19 protein-coding genes and 2 pseudogenes are annotated in these 22,185 nt (G+C 62.2%); 9 read left to right on the top strand and 12 right to left on the bottom strand.

The window, feature by feature from the left end; genetic code table 11:
* Nucleotides 1–48 precede the first annotated feature (48 nt).
* The 3 genes from BEN47_RS06255 (at nucleotide 49) to sdaAA (ending at nucleotide 2,156) form a co-directional block, all read left to right on the top strand.
* The gene (locus BEN47_RS06255) at nucleotides 49–588 is read left to right on the top strand and encodes an RBBP9/YdeN family alpha/beta hydrolase (protein WP_070726294.1); all 540 of its coding nucleotides are present in this window, start codon (nucleotides 49–51) and stop codon (nucleotides 586–588) included.
* A 102-nt stretch (nucleotides 589–690) separates the two neighbouring features.
* The gene (msrB, locus tag BEN47_RS06250; protein ID WP_070726289.1) at nucleotides 691–1,155 is read left to right on the top strand and encodes a peptide-methionine (R)-S-oxide reductase MsrB; all 465 of its coding nucleotides are present in this window, start codon (nucleotides 691–693) and stop codon (nucleotides 1,153–1,155) included.
* A 98-nt stretch (nucleotides 1,156–1,253) separates the two neighbouring features.
* The gene (gene sdaAA / locus BEN47_RS06245; protein ID WP_070726286.1) at nucleotides 1,254–2,156 is read left to right on the top strand and encodes an L-serine ammonia-lyase, iron-sulfur-dependent, subunit alpha; all 903 of its coding nucleotides are present in this window, start codon (nucleotides 1,254–1,256) and stop codon (nucleotides 2,154–2,156) included.
* Nucleotides 2,157–2,186: 30 nt separating this feature from the next.
* Here the strand turns inward: sdaAA and BEN47_RS06240 are convergent, their stop codons facing one another.
* The 5 genes from BEN47_RS06240 to ispF form a co-directional block, all read right to left on the bottom strand.
* Nucleotides 2,187–3,245, bottom strand: coding sequence for a hypothetical protein (locus tag BEN47_RS06240; RefSeq protein WP_070726282.1), 1,059 nt, complete (start codon nucleotides 3,243–3,245; stop codon nucleotides 2,187–2,189).
* A 64-nt stretch (nucleotides 3,246–3,309) separates the two neighbouring features.
* Entirely contained in the window at nucleotides 3,310–4,689 is a 1,380-nt protein-coding gene (locus BEN47_RS06235) for a LutB/LldF family L-lactate oxidation iron-sulfur protein (RefSeq protein WP_070726278.1), read from the bottom strand.
* 35 nt (nucleotides 4,690–4,724) lie between these two features.
* Entirely contained in the window at nucleotides 4,725–5,096 is a 372-nt protein-coding gene (locus BEN47_RS06230; RefSeq protein WP_070726275.1) for a GxxExxY protein, read from the bottom strand.
* 50 nt (nucleotides 5,097–5,146) lie between these two features.
* Nucleotides 5,147–6,811: a M28 family peptidase gene (locus BEN47_RS06225; protein WP_083322171.1), complete on the bottom strand. Its 1,665-nt coding sequence runs from the start codon at nucleotides 6,809–6,811 to the stop codon at nucleotides 5,147–5,149.
* Between the two features lie 137 nt (nucleotides 6,812–6,948).
* Nucleotides 6,949–7,428, bottom strand: a complete 480-nt coding sequence (ispF, locus tag BEN47_RS06220) for a 2-C-methyl-D-erythritol 2,4-cyclodiphosphate synthase (RefSeq protein ID WP_070726328.1) — start codon at nucleotides 7,426–7,428, stop codon at nucleotides 6,949–6,951.
* A gap of 334 nt (nucleotides 7,429–7,762) precedes the next feature.
* Here ispF and BEN47_RS06215 point away from each other — a divergent pair, with 334 nt between their 5' ends.
* From BEN47_RS06215 to BEN47_RS06195, 5 genes are all read left to right on the top strand, one after another.
* Nucleotides 7,763–8,377, top strand: a complete 615-nt coding sequence (locus tag BEN47_RS06215) for a TetR/AcrR family transcriptional regulator (protein ID WP_070726272.1) — start codon at nucleotides 7,763–7,765, stop codon at nucleotides 8,375–8,377.
* 39 nt (nucleotides 8,378–8,416) lie between these two features.
* The gene (locus BEN47_RS06210) at nucleotides 8,417–10,081 is read left to right on the top strand and encodes a TolC family protein (RefSeq protein ID WP_125921537.1); all 1,665 of its coding nucleotides are present in this window, start codon (nucleotides 8,417–8,419) and stop codon (nucleotides 10,079–10,081) included.
* Nucleotides 10,082–10,153: 72 nt separating this feature from the next.
* The gene (locus BEN47_RS06205; protein WP_070726266.1) at nucleotides 10,154–11,302 is read left to right on the top strand and encodes an efflux RND transporter periplasmic adaptor subunit; all 1,149 of its coding nucleotides are present in this window, start codon (nucleotides 10,154–10,156) and stop codon (nucleotides 11,300–11,302) included.
* A gap of 62 nt (nucleotides 11,303–11,364) precedes the next feature.
* Nucleotides 11,365–14,853 carry an efflux RND transporter permease subunit gene (locus tag BEN47_RS06200; protein ID WP_070726262.1) on the top strand — a complete coding sequence of 1,163 codons (3,489 nt, stop codon included), beginning with the start codon at nucleotides 11,365–11,367 and terminating at the stop codon, nucleotides 14,851–14,853.
* A 119-nt stretch (nucleotides 14,854–14,972) separates the two neighbouring features.
* Nucleotides 14,973–15,242 (top strand): acyl carrier protein, encoded by a 270-nt coding sequence (locus BEN47_RS06195; RefSeq protein ID WP_070726259.1) that lies wholly within the window; start codon nucleotides 14,973–14,975, stop codon nucleotides 15,240–15,242.
* A gap of 507 nt (nucleotides 15,243–15,749) precedes the next feature.
* Here BEN47_RS06195 and BEN47_RS22440 read toward each other — a convergent pair.
* The 3 genes and pseudogenes from BEN47_RS22440 to BEN47_RS06180 form a co-directional block, all read right to left on the bottom strand.
* Nucleotides 15,750–15,851 (bottom strand): annotated as a pseudogene (locus tag BEN47_RS22440) (YkvA family protein); the annotation flags it as partial.
* A 513-nt stretch (nucleotides 15,852–16,364) separates the two neighbouring features.
* Nucleotides 16,365–17,540: a S1 family peptidase gene (locus BEN47_RS06185; RefSeq protein ID WP_083322170.1), complete on the bottom strand. Its 1,176-nt coding sequence runs from the start codon at nucleotides 17,538–17,540 to the stop codon at nucleotides 16,365–16,367.
* An 82-nt stretch (nucleotides 17,541–17,622) separates the two neighbouring features.
* The gene (locus BEN47_RS06180) at nucleotides 17,623–18,231 is read right to left on the bottom strand and encodes an RNA polymerase sigma factor (protein ID WP_070726252.1); all 609 of its coding nucleotides are present in this window, start codon (nucleotides 18,229–18,231) and stop codon (nucleotides 17,623–17,625) included.
* 135 nt (nucleotides 18,232–18,366) lie between these two features.
* Here BEN47_RS06180 and BEN47_RS06175 point away from each other — a divergent pair, with 135 nt between their 5' ends.
* Nucleotides 18,367–18,609 carry a hypothetical protein gene (locus tag BEN47_RS06175; RefSeq protein WP_070726250.1) on the top strand — a complete coding sequence of 81 codons (243 nt, stop codon included), beginning with the start codon at nucleotides 18,367–18,369 and terminating at the stop codon, nucleotides 18,607–18,609.
* 165 nt (nucleotides 18,610–18,774) lie between these two features.
* On the opposite strand, the gene BEN47_RS06170 is transcribed toward BEN47_RS06175, so the two are convergent.
* The 4 genes and pseudogenes from BEN47_RS06170 to BEN47_RS06155 all read right to left on the bottom strand — a co-directional run bounded on the left by BEN47_RS06170 (nucleotide 18,775) and on the right by BEN47_RS06155 (nucleotide 22,169).
* The gene (locus tag BEN47_RS06170; protein WP_070726247.1) at nucleotides 18,775–19,818 is read right to left on the bottom strand and encodes a 5-methylcytosine restriction system specificity protein McrC; all 1,044 of its coding nucleotides are present in this window, start codon (nucleotides 19,816–19,818) and stop codon (nucleotides 18,775–18,777) included.
* 72 nt (nucleotides 19,819–19,890) lie between these two features.
* Nucleotides 19,891–20,571 (bottom strand): AAA family ATPase, encoded by a 681-nt coding sequence (locus BEN47_RS06165; protein WP_158010882.1) that lies wholly within the window; start codon nucleotides 20,569–20,571, stop codon nucleotides 19,891–19,893.
* A gap of 356 nt (nucleotides 20,572–20,927) precedes the next feature.
* Nucleotides 20,928–21,176, bottom strand: a pseudogene (locus tag BEN47_RS23075) (ScoMcrA-related endonuclease); the annotation flags it as partial.
* A 147-nt stretch (nucleotides 21,177–21,323) separates the two neighbouring features.
* Entirely contained in the window at nucleotides 21,324–22,169 is an 846-nt protein-coding gene (locus tag BEN47_RS06155; RefSeq protein ID WP_070726237.1) for a hypothetical protein, read from the bottom strand.
* Nucleotides 22,170–22,185 lie beyond the last annotated feature (16 nt).

The following is a 22,185-nucleotide window of genomic DNA, read 5'->3' as shown; positions in this document are numbered from 1 at the left end:
GGGCTTTGGCCCATCGTGTTTTAAAGAATGAAAAACCTACTTTTATGCATGCAAGAAACCACCCGCGTCTTCACCGTTCCCGGCCTCGGCAGTTCGGGCCCCGACCATTGGCAAACGTATTTCGAGCGCACGCAGCCGGACTTCACGCGCATTGAGCAGCGCGAATGGGACGTGCCCGACCGCGCCGAATGGGTCGAGCGCCTCGAAGCGGCGCTTGATGGCCAGGACCTGAGCCAGGTAGTGCTGGTGGGCCACAGCCTGGGCTGCGTCACCATCGCGCACTGGGCCGGGCGCTACGGCCACCGCATCAAGGGCGCGCTGCTGGTGGCGCCCAGCGACGTGGAAACCGCGCATTACGCTGCCTTCCCCACCACCGGCTTCGCCCCGATGCCGCTGGCCCGGCTGCCTTTTCCCAGCAAGGTCGTGTTCAGCCAGAACGACGAATGGGTGACGCCCGCCCGCGCCCGGCAGTTTGCCGAGGCCTGGGGCAGCGAGCTGGTGGACATTGGCGAGGCCGGCCACATCAGCACAGATAGCGGCTATGGCGAGTGGCCGGCTGGGCTGGCGCTGCTGCAGGACTGGCTGTAAGGAAAATGGCCGGCCCGCGTCTGGCCAGGGCGCCCGGAAACCTCCCGGGGCCAGGCGCGTTTACCCTATTCCTACTGCTTTTTCTGAATAATCCCCATCGATATGCAAACCTGGAACGACGTTATCCGCCTTGCCAACCACCCCGTGCCCGCGCCGCGCCGGGTGGAGAAAACTCCCGCCGAATGGCGCCAGCAGCTCACGTCCGAGCAGTTTCACGTCGCCCGTGAGCACGGCACCGAGCGGGCCTTCAGCGGCGAACACTGCGAGGCCCACGAAGCCGGCCTTTATGCCTGCGTGTGCTGCGGCACGCCGCTCTACGACTCGCGCACAAAGTTCGATTCGGGTACTGGCTGGCCCTCCTTTACTCAGCCCGTGGAAGAAAGCGCCATTCGCTACAAGAAAGACACCAGCTACGGCATGACCCGCATCGAAGTGCTTTGCAACGTGTGCGATGCCCACCAGGGCCATGCCTTCCCCGATGGCCCCGCGCCCAGCGGCCTGCGCCTGTGCATCAACTCGGCCAGCATCACGCTGGTGGCGGAAGCCGACAAACAGCCCGCGGCGTAAGGCTTAGCTCCAATCCCGTAGTTTTAAGCCCCGGTTGAAGACACCTTCGGCCGGGGCTTTGCGTTCTCTTCTCGTTCTCCTTCATTCCCACCCGCGCCATGTCTCTTCTCTTCAACGATTTCGCCTCCTGGGGCGAGCACTGCGCTGCCACCGGCGAACCGCTTTACCAGCCCGTGCTGGCGTACGAAATCGAGCAGAAGGGCCGCACCGAAGAAGAAATCTGGACCGGCCTGCAGCGGGCCTACGACGTGATGCGCGACGCCGTGCACGAAGGCCTGACCGGCGACATGACCTCGCGCTCGGGCATGATAAACAACGGGGCCAAGAAGATTGCCGCCTCGCCCGTCACCGTGCTTTCGCCCGAATTCAAGCAGCTCATTACCCGCGCCCTGGGCGCCAAAGAGGTGAATTCCTGCATGGGCCGCGTTGTGGCCGCGCCCACGGCCGGGGCCTCGGGTATTCTGCCCGGCGTGCTCGTCACCATCCAGGACCTGCACAAGCTATCCGACCGCCAGATTCTGGAAGGCCTGCTCGTGGCGGCCGGCATTGCCCTTATTATCGAGCAAAATGCCTCACTGGCCGGGGCGGTGGGCGGCTGCCAGGCCGAGACCGGCAGCGCCGCCGCCATGGGCAGCGGCGCCATTGTGTACTGCCTGGGCGGGCCGGTAGAGCAGGTTTTTGCCGCCGTGGCCGTCACCATCCAGTGCATGCTGGGCTTGGTCTGTGACCCCGTGGCGGGCTTGGTGGAAGTGCCTTGTGTGGTGCGCAACGCCTCGGCAGCCGCCATTGCGTTTTCATCGGCCCAGATTGCCATTGCCGGCATCGACCCGGTTATTCCCGTGGACCAGTGCGTGGCGGCCCTCGGCGAGGTGGGCCAGGCGATGGAAACCCGCTACAAGGAAACCGCCCTCGGCGGGCTAGCCAACACCACCCGCGGCCGCGAAATTGAGCAGCGCGTGCTGGTGCAGGATATCAATATTTTGCCCGACGACGGGGAATAAATTTGCTGTTTCACGAAGCCGGGAACAAGGTTAGGTGGCAATTTTCAGACTTGGCGCCATGGTGAGGCGCGACAGAAATTCCAGAGCCGACGCGTAGCGGGTACGCAGCTCTTTGTAGTGAGCCCAGGCGGCGGCGCGGTCGTCGCACAGCACGAGGCCGCGGTCGGTGAGTTCGGCGCAGGCCGCGTCGAATTCGGCGCGGCCGGGCTCCACGGTATCCTCTTCGGGCAGCAGGTCGGTGGGCTCGGTTCGGGCTTTGTCGTCGAAGAAGCGGTACACGCGGTTGAGGGCCAGGCAGCCGGCCTTGAAGGTGATTTCGACCTGCCGGGGCCGGGGCCCGTCGACGGCGGCAAAAAGCAGGGCGGCCGTGTCCAGAATCAGCCCCCCGCTCGTGACCCAAGAACGCCCCGGCTGCGGCGAGCGGAAAAAGGTGAGGATGGGCAGCGAGGTGTGGCTTTCTTCAATCTCAACAAACCACCGCTCCCACTCGGCCCACTGCTGGTCGTCGTTCTGCACCGAGCCGTCGTGGTTGAGCCAGTTCAGCAGGCACGCCGCTGTGGGCGGGGTGCCGGCCCGCAGCTCCAGCAGGGCCACCGTCACTTCGCGCCGCGAGAACGCCTGGTAGATGGTGGGCAAGTAGGAGAGGAGCAGGGTGAGCAGCAGCAGCCCCAGCGCGGCCTCCGAGTAGGTGAGCATGTTGAGCCACATGCCGTAGGTTTTGGCCGTGCCCAGCGTGAGCAGCGAGCTGCCGCTCAGCTCGTAGCAACTTTTCAGGTCGCCCACGCCCACCGCCCAGTACAGGGCCGTGTAGCCCAGGCTCATCAGCGTTTCCCAGACAATGGGCAGGGCCACAAGGGCCACCGGCGCGTAGTGGGCCATGATTTTGTCGCGCCGCCCGTAGGAGTTAGCCAGTTTGGCGGCCAGGTCGAAAAACAGGCGAATGCCCTGAAACACACTCACGTTGAGGCGCACCACCTCGTTGCGCGGCAGCACAAACGAGCGGATGGCCGCCGACATCGTGGTGACGATGAGCATCACGCCGCCCATGCCGGCGAGCACCCGCAGGGCCAGGAGAAGGAAAGGGGGCATAACGGGCAAAATGCCTGTTACGCGCATTCGTCCCGAAAAGCCGAAAGACCAGGCCGGTAGCCGGCTACCGGGCGGTCGGGCGGCGTTTCCAAAGCTCCCCAAACGAGGCCGGGGCCACCGCCAGCGCCGCCCGGCGCTTGCTCCAGCCCACCTGGCCCAGCAGGCGGCCCAGGGTCCAGTCTTTGATGTTGGCGGGCAGCAAGTCCAGGGCCCAGCGGTGCTGCATGCTCCATTTCCAGAGGCCGATGGCGGCGCGCTCCTCGGTGGGCGCGTAGCCTTTCTCCACGCTCTGCTTGCGGTTGAGCAGCAGCAGGTTGTGCAGCGGAATGCGTACCGGGCACACGGTGGTGCAGGCGCCGCACAGGCTGCTGGCGTAGCTCAGGTGCTTGTGCTCGGGCAGGCCGCTCAGGTGCGGGCTGATAACCGAGCCGATGGGGCCGGAGTACGTGGTTTCGTAGGTGTGCCCGCCGATGTTCTTGTACACCGGGCACACGTTGAGGCAGGCCCCGCAGCGAATGCAGCGCAGGGCGGCGCGCTTGTCGGGCTGGGCCAGCAGGGTGGTGCGGCCGTTGTCGAGCAGAATGACCACCATTTCCTCGGGCCCGTCCACTTCGCCGGGCTGGCGCGGGCCGAAGTAGACGGTGTTATACACCGTGACTTGCTGGCCGCTGCCGCTGGTGCTCAGCAGGGGCCAGAACAGGTCCAAATCTGTCAGTTTGGGGATGACTTTTTCGATGCCCACCACCGCAATGTGCAGCTTGGGGAAGGTAGCCGAGAGGCGGGCGTTGCCCTCGTTCTCGGTCACGGCCACGGCGCCGGCATCGGCAATGAGGAAGTTGCCGCCGGTCACGCCCACTTCGGCGGCGGTGTACTTGTTGCGCAGCAGGTGCCGGGCCGTGAGCACCAGCTCCTGGGCGTCGTCGGTGGACTTCGTGCCCAGATGCTTCACGAAAATGCTGTTGATGTCGGCCTTGCTCAGGTGCATGGCGGGCGTCACAATGTGGTAGGGCCGCTCGCCGTTGAGCTGCACGATGTACTCGCCCAGGTCGGTTTCCACCGACTCCACGCCCTGCGACTCCAGGTACTGGTTGAGGTGGATTTCCTCGGTGGTCATGCTCTTGGCCTTCACCACCGTTTTGGCGTTGCGGGCCTTGGTCAGCTTCCCGATTTCGGCCAGGGCTTCGGCCGCGTCGTGCGCCCAGATTACCCGCCCGCCCCGCGCCGTGAAGGCGGCCTCGAACTGCAGCAGGTACTGGTCCAGCTTTTCCAGCACCGTGGCCTTGAGGTAGGCGCCGCGGTCGCGGGCCAGCTCGTGCTGGTCGTAGAGCTTCATGCCCACGCTCACGGCCGCGTCGTACTTACCGATGTTGAACCGGATTTTGCGGCGGTGCTCGCGGTCGAAGGCCTTGGCTTCGGCGTCGAGGAGAAATTGGTCAGCCTTCATTTTCGCACAGAGTTCACAGAGTTACACAGAGCCGTTCAGTTCACCAGGCGCACAATCTGGTCGCGCAGGGAGATGGTGTTGAAATTGAGCAACAGGCCCACCGGCAGCCCGGTTAGCTTAAGGTAGTTCAGTAACTGCTTAGAATGAATCGGAGAAAGGGCCTGCACCGATTTCAGTTCTAAAATTACTCGTCCTTCAACTATCAGGTCAGCCCGAAAGCTAAGCCCGAGGTCCACACCCTCGTAGAGCACCGGAATAGCTACTTCAGTTGCTACCCGCATCCCCCGCTTCCGCAACTCATAAACCAGCGCCGTTGCATAAACCGACTCCAGCAACCCGGCCCCCATCACCGTATGCACATGAAACGCCGCCCCAAGAATCTCCCTGGTCAATTCGTTCAACTCCATGGTGAAACGGCTCTGTGCGACTCTGTGAACTCTGTGCGAGCGAAACTACACTATGGCTTATTAGAGTCCACCACCACGCGCCCCTCGCGGTTGGCCAGCTCCCAAGCCAAGTGGAACACCAGCCGCGCGCGCTTCTCCATTTTCGGAAACTCAATTTTGCTGATTTCGTCGCTTTCCTTGTGGTAGTCGGCGTGCACGCCGTTGAAGAAAAAGGCCACCGGCACCTTGTTCACCGCGAAGTTGTAGTGGTCGGAGCGGTAGTAGAACCGGTTGGGGTCGGCGGGGTCGTCGAACCGGTAGTCGAGGTCCAGCTGCGTATACTGCTTGTTTTGGGCTTCGTTAATCACCTTCAGTTCCGAGGCCAGCTTGTCGGACCCGATGACGTACACGTAGTCGGGTTTGCCCTCGTGTTCGGCGTCGGTGCGGCCTATCATGTCCACGTTGAGGTCGACCATGGTTGAGGCCATGGGGAACACCGGGTTTTTGGCGTAGTACTCCGAGCCAAACAGGCCCTTTTCCTCGCCGGTCACGCTCAGGAAGAGCAGGCTGCGGCGCGGGCCGTGGCCGTCTTTCTTGGCTTGCGCAAACGCCTCGGCCATGGTCACAATGGCCGACGTACCCGAGCCGTCGTCGTCGGCCCCGTTAAACACCACCCCGTTCTGAATGCCCAGGTGGTCGTGGTGCGCCGAAACCACGATAACGTCCTCCTTCTTGTCGCTGCCTTCGATAAAGCCCAGCACGTTCTCGGTTTCCAGGGGCACGCGCTTGCGCACGGCCTTAATCTGCATGGGCAGCACCTTGAATTTGGACGCTACCGGCTGCTTGGTCTGGTTGATTTTGGCCAGATGAGCCTTCATGGCGGTTGCATTGGTGCCCAGCAGCTGCAGTGCCACGGCCGGCGCCACGAAGAACGACGGCGTACGGCTTGGCTTCTCGGTCACCATCACCGTGGTGGGCCGGCTGATGTACGGACCCAGCCGGGCGGCCTGCTTGGCGAAGTTGGCATTCGGGTCGAAACTCACGAAGAACACCGTGCGGGCACCTTTCTGGGCCGCCATCTGGGCTTTGGCGCGGTAGTCGTTGCCCCATTTCGTGGGCGAGCCGTCGGCGCTCAGCAGCGCTTTGCCATCGGCCGCCGTGGGTTCGCCCAGCGCAATAAGCACGTCTTTGCCGGTCACATCCAGTCCGGTATAGTCGGAGTACCCGGGCTGCTCAATGCCGTAGCCCGCAAACACGGGCATGATAGTGGTTTCCTCCGCAAAAGGCGAGTCGCTGAGGCCGTAGAAATCCACGAGCCACTTGTAGCTGGTCTTGCCCACTTTCAGGGTGTTGCCCTCGGCCCAGGTCACCTGCTCCACGTTGAAGTGCTGCTGGTAGGGGTCGGCCGGGGTGGGCATGGGGCCGGTCAGGCCGGCGTTTTTGAACTGCTCGGCAATGTAGGCGGCGGCCATGTGCTGGCCTTTCATGCCGGTTTCGCGGCCCTCGTACTCGTCCGAAGCCAGCACGGCCAGGTGCGTGCGCAGGCGCTCGGCATTCACCAGCTCGGCGTATTTGGCGCTCCAGTCGGTGGCAGCGGCGGCCATGGGCGCGGGTGCCGGGGCGGGTGCCGCGTTGCCCGGCTTGTGCTTTGTTTTGATTTTCACCTTGCCCTGGGCGTGCGCAGGGGCCGCGCTGGCCAGCGCCAGGAATGCAAGTAGGAGGGATGTTTTATTCATTGACTTTGGATGGTGGGAACGGTATTCTAGGCAGGGCGTCATGCCGAGCGCAGTCGAGGCATCTCGCTCGCTTCGTTGCAACGGGTTAGTTACTGCCGCACGCGAGATGCCTCGACTGCGCTCGGCATGACGGTGAATTATGCTTTATGAATGAGCACCGTGGCATAGGCGGCCACGCCTTCTCCTGAGCCCACAAAACCCAGTTTTTCGGTCGTGGTTGCCTTGATGGAAATATCGTCTTCGGCGATGCCCATCACGGCGGCCAGCACGCGCTGCATTTCCGGGATGTGGGGGTTCACTTTGGGCCGCTCCAGGCAAATGGTGGAGTCGATATTGCCCACCTCGTAGCCGCGCTCGCGCAACAGGCGCATCACCCCGGAGATCAGTTTCTTGGAGTCGATGCCTTTGTACTCCGGGTCGGTGTCGGGGAAGTGGAAGCCGATGTCGCGCAGGTTGGCCGCGCCCAGCAGCGCGTCGCAGATTACGTGAATGAGCACGTCGGCATCGGAATGGCCGAGGGCGCCGTGGGTGTGCGGTACCTGAATGCCGCCGAGCCAGAACGGCAGGCCTTCCTGCAATTGGTGTACGTCGTAGCCGAAGCCGGTGCGAATTTTCATGAAAGCAATTGTGAATAGATGGAGCGAAGCAAAAGTACCCGCCAGCGGTTTCTCCGTCATCGGAGAGGGCGCAAAAGTCACGTGGAAACGGAGTGGCTCAACTAGACAGATACGCGCGCGGTTATGTAAACTAACTTTATTAGTTTTTAATACCACTCAGTTTAGTTGATGAGTAAACGCTACTGTACGAGTTTTTTCAATTTGGATAAGGTAAACCGGCCTGCAGTCCACCCATCTTCTGGCGAAACCTCCCGGCGGCGCTGATTGGCGGCAAAAAAATAATGGAAACTTTGAATTCATTTAAAGTTTCCATCGTATATTTGCGGCACCCATTATGGAAATCAAAGACCGAATCCTCAACCACGCGCAAACGCTTTTCATGCGCAACGGCATCAAAAGCGTGAGCATGGACGACATCGCCGCCGACATGGGCATGTCGAAAAAAACGTTGTACAAATGGTTTGAAAACAAAGACCAGATTGTGTTGGCCGGAATGACGCAGCACCTGAATAAAGCCCAATGCGAATGCTCGACGGTGGCCGGCCACGCCACCAACGCGGTAGAGGAAATGCTAACCATTGCGCAGTGGGCCGACCAGCAGTTTAGCGGCATTCACCCCAGCATTTTTCACGACCTGAAGAAGTACCACCCTGCCGCCTGGGAGTTGTTCGGGGCGCATAAGAACAACTTTATTCTCGAACAGATAACCAAAAACCTGCGCCGCGGCATGGCCGAGGGCCTGTTCCGGCCCGACCTCGACGTGGAGGTACTGGCGCGTCTCAGCCTAGCGCAAATCGAGCTGGCGTTTGACCCCGTGCTGTACCCCCCCGCGCAGTTTGCCCCCGTGCGGGTCAACCGCGTGTTCGACGAGCATTTTCTGCTGGGCGTGGCCACCCTGAAGGGCCACAAGCTCATCAACGAGCTCCGCCACGTGACAGAGGCCGAATAACCCGCTTTTCCCCGCTTACCCGCTTCCTTTTTGCTGTTTATGAAGATGCTGTTTCGACCAAAAATCCTGCTGCTGGTGGCCCTGAGTGCCGCCGTGCCGCAGGCGCTGCTCGCCCAGACGTCGGCCCCGGCGCTGCCCGCCGCCCCGCCCACCACGGGCACCATGCCCCTGAGCCTGCAACAGGCGGTGAGCTACGCCGTGCAGAACAAGTCGTCGCTGCTGGCCACCCGCCTGGGCGAGGCCGCGGCGGCTGCCAAAGTAGGCGAAATCAAGAGCGCCGGCCTGCCCCAGGTGAACGTGGGCGCCAACCTGGTCAACAACTTTAAGCTGCAACAGAGCCTGGTGAGCTTCCCGATTTCGCAAACGGTGCTCACGCAGGGCGACCTGGCCGCAGCCCAGGGCGGGCAGCAGCAGGTGCTGGGCACCCAGCAGCTGGCCGTGCCGCCGCAGCCGTTCGCCTTTGGCCTGCAGTATGCTGGCAATACCAGCGCTTCGGTATCGCAGCTGCTCTTTGACGGCTCGTATCTGATTGGTTTGAAGGCCGCTAAGGTATATACCGAGCTGGCCAAAAAGCAAACCCAGCAGGCCGAAATCGACGTGGTGGAGCAAGTGAGCAAGGCGTATTATAGTACGCTGGTGGCCCGCTCGCGCCTCGCCCTGCTGGCCCGCAACGTGCAGCGCCTCGACACGGTGCTGTTCCAGACCAACGAAACCTTCAAGGCCGGCTTTGCCGAGAAGCTCGATGTGGACCGCCTGCGCGTGCAGCGCAACAACCTGGTGGTGGAGCAGCAGAAAGCCCAGCGCCTCACGGAGCTGAGCGTGGGCCTGCTCAAGTTTCAGATGGGCCTGCCGCAGCAGCAGAACATCCAGCTCACCGACTCGCTCGGGGCGGCCGTAGTCGATGCCGGCGCCCTGCGCCAGCGCCTGGGCGTGGCCAACTTCAACACCGGTGGCGGCGTGAACGGCCTGGTGGACGTGCCCACCGCCCCCACCACGCCCGACAGCGATAACACCGCCGCCCAAAACCGCCTCGACCAGCAGAACGCGCTATCCGGCGGCCAGCCCATCGCGGCCCGTGGTGCCCTTAACTACAACAACCGCATCGAATTCTCGACCCTGGAAACCCAGCAGGCGCTGGCGGGCCTCGACCTGCGCAACCGTCAGGCCGGCGCCTACCCGCGCCTCGTGCTCACGGGCGCTTACGGCTTCACGGGCTCGGCCAAAACGGCCAGCGAGCTATTCGCTTTCCGCGGGCCGGAATCGCGCAACTCGGCCGGTTTTGCCAACCAAAACTGGTTCGGTTTCGGCAACGTGGGCCTGAGCCTGCAGGTGCCGGTGTTCGACGGCTTCCGCCGCAAGTACCTGGTGCAGCAGAGCCGCCTGCAGCAGCAAACCATCGAAAAGGGTTTCGAAACGCTGAAGCAAAGCATTGACTTGCAGGATGCCCAGAGCCGCACCACGCTCATCAACGCGCTGGACGTGCTGGACAACCAGCAGGCCAACCTGACCCTGGCCACCGACGTGGCCCGCGTCACGCGCATCAAGTTCAACGCCGGCGTGGGCTCCAACCTGGAGGTGATTACGGCCGAAACCGACCTGCGCACGGCCCAGACCAACTACTACGGCGCGATATACGATGTGCTGGTAGCCAAGGTTGACCGCGACAAAGCGACCGGCGAGCTGTTCAACCAAGTCAAAAAGTAAGCCTCAAGCCGTCAGCTACAAGCTGCAAGCCATACTATAAACTGTTTTTCCTCCGCCATTCGGCATTTTTATATGCGTACTGTCTCAATCAAATTCACCCGCTCCCTCGCTTATGGCTTGCAGCTTGTGGCTTGCAGCTTACTTCTTGCCTCCTGCGGCGGCGCCAAAGACCCCAAAGCCGAGCTGGCCGAGCTCAAGAAAGAGCAGGCCGACACGCAGGCCAAAATTGCCACCCTGGAGGCTAAAAATGGCGGGTCCGAAACCGCCCCCGCCACCCCGGTTTCGGTGATGAATGCCAAGCCCGAGAGCTTCAAGAGCTACCTCGAAGTGCAGGGCCGCGTCGATTTCGACCAGAACGCCACCGTGGGCAGCCGGGCCGCCGGCACCCTCACCAGCCTGCGCGTGCAGCGCGGCGACCGGGTGCGCAAGGGCCAGGTGCTGGCCACCGTGGATGCCAGCATTCTGGACGCCAGCGCGGCCGAGCTACGCACCCGCATGGACCTGGCCCGCGTAATCTACCAGAAGCAAAAGAGCCTCTGGGACCAGCAGATTGGGACCGAAGTGCAGTTTTTGCAGGCCCGCAACAACTACCGCGCCCTCCAAAACGGCCTGGCCACCCTCAATCAGCAGAAGGCCCTCTACAACGTAGTGGCTCCGTTCTCAGGTACCGTGGACGAGGTGCTGCCCAAGCTGGGCGAAATCACCGCGCCTGGTGCGCCGGTGGTGCGCCTGACCAGCGGCACGGGCGGCAAGATTCTGGCCGAAGTATCGGAGGCCTACAGCAACAGCATCAAGGCCGGCGACAACGCCGTGGTGACCATTCCGGACCTGGGCGGCGAGGAGATTCCGGCCACCGTGCGCGTGGTGAGCCGCAGCATCAACGCGACCAGCCGCACCTTCACGGTGGAGCTGCGCCTGAAGGATAAAACCACCGACCTGCGCCCCAACATGGTGGCCACGGTGCGCATCCAGAACTACGCCGCCGCCAACGCCACCGTGATTCCGGTGGACTTGGTGCAGCGCGACGAGCAGAACAGCTACGTGTACGTGGTGGGCAAAGCCGCTGGCAAGACGATGGCCGAAAAGCGCATCATCAAAACCGGCAACACCTACAACGGCAAGGTGGAAGTAACCAGCGGCCTCACCGCCGCCGACCAGATTATCTCGGCCGGCTACCAGAACCTGAACGAGGGCCAGCCGGTGACCGTGCAAGGGGCGTAGCGTTGCCGCTCTCGCGGCTCTGCCACTTATCAACTTATTTCCAAGCTTTAACAGCGGAAACCATGCAGGATATAGAGAAGGAATTTGGTCCAACCAGCTGGTCCATTAATAACAAAACCAGCATTTACATCATCACGGTGATTCTGTGCATCGCGGGCATCTTTGCCTACCTCAAGCTGGGCAAGGAGAAATTTCCCGACATCGTGATTCCGCGCATCATCGTGGCCACGGTGTACCCCGGCACGTCGCCCACGGACATCGAGAATTTGGTGACGCGTCAGCTCGAAAAGGAGATTAAAAGCGTGAACGGGGTGAAGCACATCAACTCGACCTCGAACCAGGACTACGCCATTGTGGACGTGGAGTTTACCTCCGGCGTGGACGTGCAGGCGGCCAAGCAGCTCATCAAGGATGCCGTGGACAAGGCCAGCACGGAGCTGCCCAACGACCTGCCCTCCGCGCCCCTGGTGAAGGAGGTGAACATCTCTGAGCAGCCCATTATGTACGTCAACCTGGCCGGCAACCTCCCCGCCGCCCAGCTCAAGAAATTCGCCGACGACTTCCAGGACAAGATTGAGGCGCTGCCCGAAATCACCCGCGTGGACATCATCGGCGCCCTCGACCAGCAGGTGAACGTAGACGTGGACCTGAACAAGCTGCGGGCTTCGCGTCTGGGCTTCAACGATATATCGCGCGCCATCGGGGCTGAGAACGTGACCGTCTCGGGCGGCACCATCGACGTGGGCGGGCAGAAGCGCGCCGTGCGCGTGGCCGGCCAGTACGTGCGGGCCGAGGAAATTGCCAACATCCAGATTAAGAACCTGAGCGGCGCGCCCGTGCGCCTCGGCGACATCGCCACCGTCACCGACGGCTTTAAGGACCGCGAAAGCTACGCCCGTCTCGACGGCAAGCCCGCCATTACCCTGAACGTGGTGAAGCGCCAGGGCGAAAACCTGATTGATGCTTCCGACAAAATCAAGCTGCTGCTTGCTGACTCCAAAGCCAGCCTGCCCAAGGAACTGACCATCACCGTGACCGGCGATACCTCGAACGACACCCGCGTCACGCTGCACGACCTCATCAACACCATCATTATCGGCTTCCTGCTGGTGACGTTCATCCTAATGTTCTTCATGGGCACCACCAACGCCATGTTCGTGGGCCTGTCGGTGCCGCTGTCCATGTTCCTGGCCTTTCTCATCCTGCCGGCCTTCGACTTCTCGCTGAACATGATTGTGCTCTTCGCCTTCCTGCTCGTGCTGGGCATCGTGGTCGATGATGCCATCGTGGTAATTGAAAACACCCACCGCCTGCTGCACGAGCACCCCGAGCTGAGCACCGAAAAAGCCGCCAAGTTTGCGGCCGGCGAGGTATTTATTCCGGTGCTGGCCGGCACGCTCACCACCATTGCGCCGTTTATCCCGCTGCTGTTCTGGCCGGGCATTGTGGGCTCGTTCATGTACTACCTGCCCGTCACGCTCATCATCACGCTCATGGCGTCGCTGGTGGTGGCCTTCGTGATGAATCCCGTGTTTGCCGTGAGCTTCATGCAGCGCGAGGAGCATTTTGAGGAGGATTTGCACCGCCGGCCCAAGGCCACCAAAGGCTTCCTCATCGCCGTGGGCGTGCTGGTTGCGCTGGGCATCCTGTTCAACGTGCTGGCCATTGGCAAAACACCCGAAATGGGCCCCGACGGCAAGACCAGCGGCCTACTGGGCCATTTTCTGGGCAACCTTTTCCTGGCCCTGGCCGCCTTCATCGTGCTCGACCGGTACCTGCTGGTGAAGATGATTGCCTGGTTCCAGACCCGCGCCCTGCCCCGGTTCCAGAACGGCTACGCCAAGCTGGTGGGCTGGTCCATCGGCCACCCGGCCATTGTGATGGTGGGCGTGCTCGTGCTCTTCATCGGCTCCTTCGTGGCCGTGGGCATCCGCAAGCCCGCCGTGCAGTTCTTCCCCAAAGGCGACCCCAAGTTCATCTACACCTACCTGAAAATGCCCGTAGGTACCCGCGTTTCCGTCACCGACTCGGTGACGCGCGTGCTGGAGCAGCGCATCTACGGCGTCATCGGGAAGAAAAACGCCGACGTGGAATCGGTAATCAGCAACGTGGCCATCGGTGCCGGCGACCCCGGCGAGGCCACGGCCTCGGGCGTGTCGCAGTCGCACCTGGGCAAGATTGGCGTGGCCTTCAAGGAAATGAGCGACCGCACCGGCCCCGCTACCAGCACCTACATGGACAAAATCCGGGAAGTAGCGAAGGGCATTCCCGGCGCCGAAGTATCGGTGGACCAAGAGGCCAGCGGTCCGCCCACCGGCAAAGAAATTGCCATTGAAGTAGCCGGCGACGACTACCCCAAGCTGGCCGCGCTCTCCAAGAAAGTAGCCCGCTACCTCGACTCGCTGAACATTGGCGGCGTGGAGCAGCTGCGCTCGAACCTGGAAGACCGCAACCCGGAAATCGCCGTGAACATCAACCGCACCCGCGCCAACCGCGAAGGCATCAGCACCGGCCAGATTGGCCTGGAAGTGCGCACGGCAATCTACGGCACCGAGGCCAGCAAATTCAAAACCGTCGACGACGAGTACCCCATTCAGGTGCGCTACGCCGAGCCTTACCGCTCCGACGTGGACGCCATCGTGAATGCGCCGCTCACCTTCCGTGATGCTACCGGCGCCATCCGCCAAGTGCCCATCTCGTCGGTGGCCGACGTCACCTACGGCAGCACCTACGGCGGTATCAAGCGCAAAGACACCAAGCGCGTCATCACCATCAGCTCCAACGTGCTGGGCGGCTTCACCGGCCCTGATGTGGTGGCCAATATCGAGACGGCCCTCAAGTCCTTTCCGCTGCCGCCCGGCTACACCATCAACATGGGCGGCGCCCAGGAAAATCAGAAGGAAACCAGCGACTTCCTGCCCCTGGCCGGCATCGGCGCGCTGGGCCTCATCTTCCTGATTCTGGTCACGCAGTTCAACTCGTTCAGCAAGCCCCTCATTATCCTGTCCGAGGTGCTGTTTTCCATTGCGGGCGTGTTTTGGGGCCTGGCCATCACAGGCATGAGCATCAGCATTGTGATGACGGGCGTGGGCATCATCGCCCTGGCCGGTATCGTGGTGAAAAACGGTATTCTGCTGGTCGAATTCACCGATATGCTGCGAGCGCAGGGCATGCCGCTGCGCGAGGCCATCGTGCTGGCCGGCCGCACCCGCCTCAACCCCGTGGTGCTCACGGCCACGGCCGCCACGCTGGGCCTCATCCCCCTGGCCATCGGCCTGAATATTGACTTCTATGAGCTGTTCGCCTCCGGCAACGCGCACTTCTTCATTGGCGGCGAGTCGGTCACGTTCTGGGGGCCCCTAGCCTGGACCATCATCTTTGGTCTGGTGTTCGCCACGCTCATCACCTTGGTCGTAGTGCCGGTGATGTACCTGCTGAGCGAAACCCTCAAGGGAAAAATAACCGGAAAAAACCCGGACAGCCTTGCAACCATTACCGAAGAGGTGGACTCTGAAGAATTACAGGCGGCTACGCCGCCGATACTAGTTTAATATTTTTTGCGTTGTTGGCGCCCGCTGGCTGGTTTTTGTTGCAGCGAAAATCACCGGCGGGCTCCTTCGCAGCAGCGTAGAGGCCAGCCTTGGCCTGACCACTTTACTTACCGCTTATAATGTACGTATCCGCCATCAGCTCCGCCGCCCACACGCCTACTATCGAGCAGCAGGTATTCCGTATTATCAGCAAGCGCAAGGCCATTCGGGCCAGCCGCGTGCGCAAAACTGCCAGCCTCTCCCGCGACCTTCGCTTCGACACTGTCGACGTGGTTGACATCATCCTGGAGCTGGAGCGCAACTTCAGCATCACCATCCCCGACGAAGTACCCCTCACCACCGTGGGCGATTTCGTGCGTTACGTGCGCGACCACGCCGTAGCGGCATAGGTGGTTCGGCCATTGTCAGTTGCTTTTGAGCAACTATTGAAAGTCCATAAACAGAAAAATCCCCGGCAAATCAAGTTGCCGGGGATTTTTCTGTTTACAGCCGCGTTGTTTCTAGCGCACGTTGCCGCCCGTATCAAGGGAGCCGGCATCGGTAGCCGACTGCCCTCCCACCGCAGGAGCACCGGGCAGGTCGACTGTGCCATGGGACTTAGCCGACTCTTTGGAAAGCACCGCTCCCTCCGACAGTGCGGTGGTGCCGGTGCTGGCGCTGCGGCTACCGGCCGATGCTGCCGCTTGCTCGTCGAGCGCGTCGGCATCGTGCTTCACCTCGTTGCTGGCCGTGGCGCTGGCCGAAGCGGCTACGTCGGCCGCCGAAGCATGCGTTTCTTTATCAGTAGGGGCATACGCCTGAACCGTGCTGCCCGTGACGGCTACTACGCGGGCACTGCTGGTTTCCCAGTCCTGAAACTTGTCCATCTCGGTCTTGAGCGTAGTCGAGAACCACGCCACCAGGGCCACGTCATCGAGCAGGCCCAGCACCGGAATGAAGTCCGGAATCAGGTCAATGGGGCTCAGAAAGTAGATGAGCACGGCCACGGCCGCCAGCACGGTGGTGCTGGGAACCCCCGTGTACTCGCCCGACATGGAGGCTTTGATGAGCCGGAACATGGTCTGCAGGGTTTCCCAGGCCTCGTGGGCCAGCGTGCCCACGTCGTTTTTGTCGCTGGCCTTTTTGTAGGCATCTGTCAGCAGCGTTTTCATGCGCGTGGGCTGGCGAATATAGCCCTCGGCAGTGCCCAGGAACTTCTTGAAAATGGCCGAGCCAGCCACGTTATCGCCAGTGGGCGGGGTTTGAGAGTTTTGAGCCACGGAGTGGGGGGTTAGGTAGTGCGAAAAAAAAGAAAAAGCCGGAAGCGACTTTCCAACCCTAAATACTACGTTCGGGCAGCCAAGGTTGCTGCTGTGGCACGCATTTGCCCTGCCAGCGAAGAGAATGTCCGGCTGGGTGCCTGCGGCTGGTTGGCAAAAAAACCAATGCCTCTCGCCCTGAAAAGGTAACGGCCTGTTTCTGATGAAGAAACAGGCCGTTGCGGGAGCTTGGGTGGCTATCAGCCATTAGGGCTATTCAAAAACCTTCACCACAAAAACGTAGTCCTGCAGCTTGGCCACTTGCTTGGGGCGCCCGGCCCCGGCCAGCTGGCCAAAGCGCGGCAAGTGGTACGGCACGCCCGATTTGGCGGCGTCCAGTGAATCAACCAGCCGCACCAGGTACGACGACTTGGTGGCAAAGGCCGCGCTCTGGGCATCGTTCTGACGGCCGCTCACCACCCCAATCAGGTTGCCGCGCTCGTCGAGCAGCGGGCCGCCCGAATTGCCGGGGTTCACGGGAATGCTCACCTGGTAGAAGGCCGTATCGCCCTCAAAACCCGAGCGGGCACTCAGCGCGCCTTCGCCGTACACCACGTCCTCGCGCGGGTAGCCCAGGGTAAACACTCGTTCGCCCAGATCGGCCTGACCCGCCTTGATGGCGTAGGGCAGGCGGCCAAAGCCAGTGAATTTTTTGTCGGTGATGCGCAGAATGGCCAAGTCGTGCTTCACATCGGAATACACGGTTTCGGCGTGGTAGCGCTGCTTGTCGCGGCCCTCAATCAGCAGCGAATCAGCTCCTTGGATAACGTGGTAGCTGGTCACGAGGTACCCTTCCGAAGTCAGGGCGAAGCCCGTGCCGCTAATCGTGCTTTCCTTAGGCGCAGCCGCGCCCGAGCTGGAACGGCCAAACTGGTTAAGGCTGATGGTCAGGTCTTTCTGGCTTTTTTTGATGCGCTCTACTTCGCGGCGCAGCACCGTGTAGCCGTACAGCGACGGCTTGGTGTTGAACGTCCGCCACAGGTCGAGGCCCAGCAGGGTGCTGAACACGGCCAGCACCGCCACCGAAGCGGCTACGCCCACCGTGGCGCGGTGGCCACTCCAAAACTGGCGCAACCGCCGCTCGGTGCGCGAAATGCGCAGCATCGGGTTCACGGTATGGGTCAGCCCGGCCGGCTCCTCGGTGGTGGCGGGGGCGGCCGGCTCTTCGGCGGCCAGCATGGCGGCGTGCATGCCGCGCAGCTGCTGGCGGGTGGCCTGGCGCTGGCCGTAGGCCCGCAGGGTACCGGTCATCTCCGTGAAGTCCGCAAAGCGCAGGGCCAGGGCCGGGTCAGCGGCCAGGCGCGCCTCGAAGTTGGCACGGGCAGGCCCGGCCAGCTCGCCGTGCGCGTAGGCTTCAAATAAGGCGTAGTAATCGGCTTCGGTCATCATGGGCAAGACTGCCAGCGCCGGGGAGCGACGGCAGGTAACAAATGGATGTTCCGACGGGAAAAAATCCCGCCGGCAACGGGCATTAAATGGGCTCTTCCTTATAGTGGGCGAAGAAGAGCTTTTTTAAGCGCACGAGGCACTTATACTTTTGATTTTTAGCATTGTCGGCGTTGGTGTAGCCGAATTCGATTGTCAAGTCCTGCATCGATTTGTCGAGCAGGTAAAATCCTTCTAAAAGCGAACGACAGGGTTCCCCCAGGTGGTTCAGGGCCTCGCTCATGGTGCTGAAGCGGCGGTCCTGCTCCTCGGCAGCCAGCAAGTCTTCCTCGGCCCCGGTGTTCAGGTAGGGGCCGTGCTCCTCGTCGTCGAGCAGGCGCACGCCGAAGCGGCTTTTGCTCGTCAACCGTTTCAGCCACAGGCGCCGGCACACGGCGTAGAGGTAGGTTTTAATCTGGCAGCTAAGCTCCAGGGAGCCGTCGCGGACCTTTTCATAAAACACCACCACGCCTTCCTGGTACACGTCCTGGGCATCGTCTTCCGAGCCGCTGTTTTGCAGCACGAAATGCGACACCATGGGCCAGTGCAACCGGTAGAGGTGGGACAGGGCCCGCTCATCGCCGTTGCGAATTGCCGCAATCAGCGCGTCGTCGGTAGGAGTTAAAGAAGAGGAAGTTGAATTGCCCCTGCTCATTCACTTTGGGGGTTAATACAGATAAAGGCCGCAAGTAACCCGGTATGAAAAAACATTTTACCGGGCGGGTTACCTTTTGGTTAGGACAGGATAAAGGGCGCTTTTTAGTTAACCCACTTTCAAAATTACCTCAAAATGAACAACCTGTTCAAAGTTGCTGCCCTGGGCCTGGCCCTGACCGCTGGTCTGTCGTCGTGTGAGTCGAAAACGACCGAAACTACCACCGTTGAGGCTCCTGCTGCTACCGGTATGGAAACCACCACCACTACCACCGACAGCACCATGACCACGGCTCCCGCTGCTGATGGCGCAATGGCTCCTGCTGCTACCACCGAGGCTTCGAGCACCACCACCACTACCACCGAAGTTCCTAAGTAGTTGATTGCCGGCCCCGTGCCAGCTCTATAGTACTAGCTAAAGTAAAAAAAGCCCGGATTTTCCTGCTGGAGAATCCGGGCTTTTGTGGTTTTAACGCAGTTTCTGAGGTAGCGTGTCGGTGTAAATACGCAAGATGTTGCGTCTCTACCTCGTTCAAAAAAATGGTTACGCTACCAGTCCTAGCAGGTCGGCCGCGAGGCCTTCCCACGGCTGGTGCAGGTTTAGGGTGACCACCCGCACGGGGTGCCCGCCCAGGGTGTAGCGTACATCCACGGCCGGGGCGTCACCCGAGCCGGGCCCGGCAGGATAGAGCAGGATGCCCTCCAGTGCTTGGCCCGGGCCGGGCTGCTGGTTCTGCAAGTAGGCGTAGAGCTGGTAGAGGTGGGGCGCAATGAGGCGCTGCCGGTCGTAGCGCGGGCGCAAGGCCGCCGCGTAGTACTTGGTATCAAGTATGATTTTGCGGTCGGCTGCCTCCAGGGTGGTGTCCGTGAGCATGGTGGGGAGCAGGGCCAAATCGTCGGTTTCGCCTTCGGCCTGCCAGGCAATGGTTTCGGCATACACGCGGTAGCGGCGCTGTTCGCGGCGGTAAAAGTTGCGCGTGAACTGCTCAAACAAACGCGCCATCAGCACCTCGTCGCGCCGAAAGTCGGTGAAGCGGCTGCGTCCCTGCGCCGTGGGCTCAGGCAGGGCGGTTTGCCACACCAGCTCGCACACGTGCAGCAGAAAGGCCGCCTGGCTGTCCGGCAGTTGCCGCCGCAGCTCCCGAAACGTGGCGGCGGTGGGCCTGGCCTCAACCGGCGTGGCAGCAAACCGCTGGCGTACCTGGTTAAGCTCGCGGCGCAAGGCCGCCGGCAAGGCCGTGGCCCGCGCCAGCACACCGAGGGTTTGGGCCAGGAGGCGGTGAAGCGCCGAATCGGTGCTCAGCTCATCGTAGGTGCAAATGGCCCGGCCCCGCTCCAACAGCCCGCGGCCCAGGCTGGGCGCGAGTTCGATGCGTCCCCGCAAGCTGGTCAGCTCGGCCTCCTGCGCCTGAAACGTGCGCGGCAACCCGGCCCGGAGCAAGCGGCGGGTGCCGTGCAGCAGCACCTGCGCCAGCAACCCCAGCGGCCGATGAAACGGCGCGGCCTCACTGGCCTGCAGCACGGCTGGCTCGGGCAGCCGGTTCCAAGCGTAGCACAGAAAGAAGTAGAGCGTGGGAAGCGGTATCACTGGGGTTGAAACACACAAAAGAACCTGGAACTCCGGGCAGTAGCATCAGGCCAGCATTTTAGCTTGCGCACCTTACGCCAGCAGCTTGCGCAATTGTGCCGCCGCCGTGGCGGGCTGCTCGCGCCAATAATCCGACAACAGCGGGCCAATTTCCTGCTTTACTATCAGTTTTAGCCATTGCGCAGCTTCTTTTGCCTGAGCGGGTAGCTGGCAGAAGTAGCTGTGGCCGATAACGAAGTCGGAGCCGAGCTCGGGGTCGTCGGCAATGGCTTGGTTGAGCGCGGCCATGCGGGTGCACAGCTGCTCGACGAGGGCGGCGGGCACCTGCCGAGCGGCCAGAAAGCGCCGCAGCGGCGCGCCGAATTGCGGCCCCAGCTCCACGAAGGCAAAGCGGCGGCGCAGGGCATAATCAAGCGGGCTCAGGGACCGGTCGGCGAGGTTGAGGGTCCCGATGACGTAGAGGTTGTCGGGCACGAAGAAGCGCGGCGCATCCGGCGGGGCGTAGGGCAGGCGCAGGGCGTGGGCGGGGCCGCGCTTGTCGGCTTCGAGCAGTAGCAGCAGTTCGCCGAAGATGCGGGGCACGTTGCCGCGGTTGATTTCATCAATCAGCAGGAAATACGGCCGGTCCGGGTCGAGGGCGGCGCGCTGGCACAGGAGCGGCAGCACACCGGGCACCAGGTGAAAGCGCCCGGCGGCATCGGGCCGGAAGCCCAGCATAAAGTCTTCGTAGCCGTAGCTGGGGTGGAACTGCACCAGCTCCACCCGGCTTTCGTCTTTGGCTCCAAGCAGCAGCCAAGCCAGCCGCGCGCCAGGAAGGTTTTGCCGGTGCCAGGCGGGCCCTGCAGCAGCAGGTTGCGCCGTCGGGCCAGGCCGGCCAGCGCCGCGTCAAGGTCGGCTTCGTTGCTAAACAACTCTGCCAAGGCTTCGGCGCGGGTATAAGCGGGCGCCAGGTAGGCCGTGGCGGGCTCGGCGGCGTGGGCGGGAGTGGGGTGGTCCTTGGTTTCGCGCGGTAGGCCGGTGTAGAGGTCCTCGGCCTGCTGGCGTGCGCTTTCCTCGCCGTCGTGGTTCGAGCCGGAGGTGAGCACCGGCCGCTTGGTGCTGATGGTGAAATCCAGATTTTCGAGCAGGCTGTTGGTAGGGGCGCCCGCTGGCCGGGGCCACGGGGCGGCGGGGTTGCCGGTGGCCAGCCGGTAGGCCAGTTCGGCCACGGCGCGGGGCGGGTAGCGACGGCCCCGGTACACCAGCTCGTACACGGTGCCCGCGGGCAGCGCCCGGCCCTCGCGCGCTATCTGGCGCAGGGCGCGCAACACCTGCTCGCGGGTGAGCAGCGAACGAGAAGCGGCGGATACAGGAGGCATGGCGAGAGAGAGCCGGAACAATAAACTGCTGTAAGCGAAAAAGCCCCTTGGCGGGGCCAAGGGACTTTTTTGGTTCTTTTATTCAAGGAAGCCGCCCCGAAAGCATTTAACCAGAGGGAATGCGCAAGGAACGGGTCCGGAAGTAAACTATGGGTTGACCGTGAACGTGCGGGTAACCGAGTTGAAGGTGCCGGGAATGAGGGTGCCGCTGCTGTTGACCAGCTCCAGCTTCACGGTGTTTTCGCCGGCGGGCAAGCCTTCCATCTGATACGGCAACCAGCGGTCGAGCATAAATTCGGTGCCGTTGATGGTAGCGCGCACGCGGTTTCCACCGGGCTCCAGGGTGGTGTTCACCAGGTAGAAGTCCAGCATGATGCGCTTGGCATCGGCGCCGGCGTACGTGTCCTTGGGGCGGCTATAGAACAGGTTCGGAGCATTCACGTCGATGATGGGCGTGGCGCTGGGCGTGGCATTGCCCACGTTGATGATGCGCAGGTCGTAGGCGCCGCGGTGCTTCAGGCTCTCGTGGTAGGAGCGCGAAAGAAACGACAGCACGGCGTGCTGGCCGTCGGCGAGTGGCTTGCTGAACTTGGTTTCGTAGTGCGCGGTGTAGGGCTCATTGTCCACGATGTTGTGGATGTGCTGGCCTTTGGCGGAGTTCGCCATCAGGGCCATGTTGGGGCCGCCGCTCATCTTGGTGAGCTGAAAGTTGGTAATCTGGTAGTCAAACGGCACCTCGCCGCTAAGCAAAGTAGCGCCGGCTATGGGGTTGCGCAGCTTCATTTGCGCTTCCGGAAACTTGGGCGAGTCGGTGAACGGGGTCAGCCGGATGCCATTCGACTCCATGCTCTCGGCGTTGGTGCTGGTGCTGCCAATGGGGGCATTGGCGCCGGCCGAGGCGCTAACGTCGGTGGCGGGTTTACTGGTTTCGCAGCTTGCCAACAGCGCCAAGGTCAGGGTCGTGCTGCAGAGCAGCCAAAAAGGACGTTTCATCGTAGGAAGGAATCAA

This window comes from Hymenobacter lapidarius, assembly GCF_001816145.1.
In the GTDB taxonomy this organism is placed as follows: Bacteria; Bacteroidota; Bacteroidia; order Cytophagales; family Hymenobacteraceae; genus Hymenobacter; species Hymenobacter lapidarius.
The sequence above is the reverse complement of the archived record's forward strand: the minus strand, read 5'-3'. Positions and strand labels throughout refer to the sequence as shown.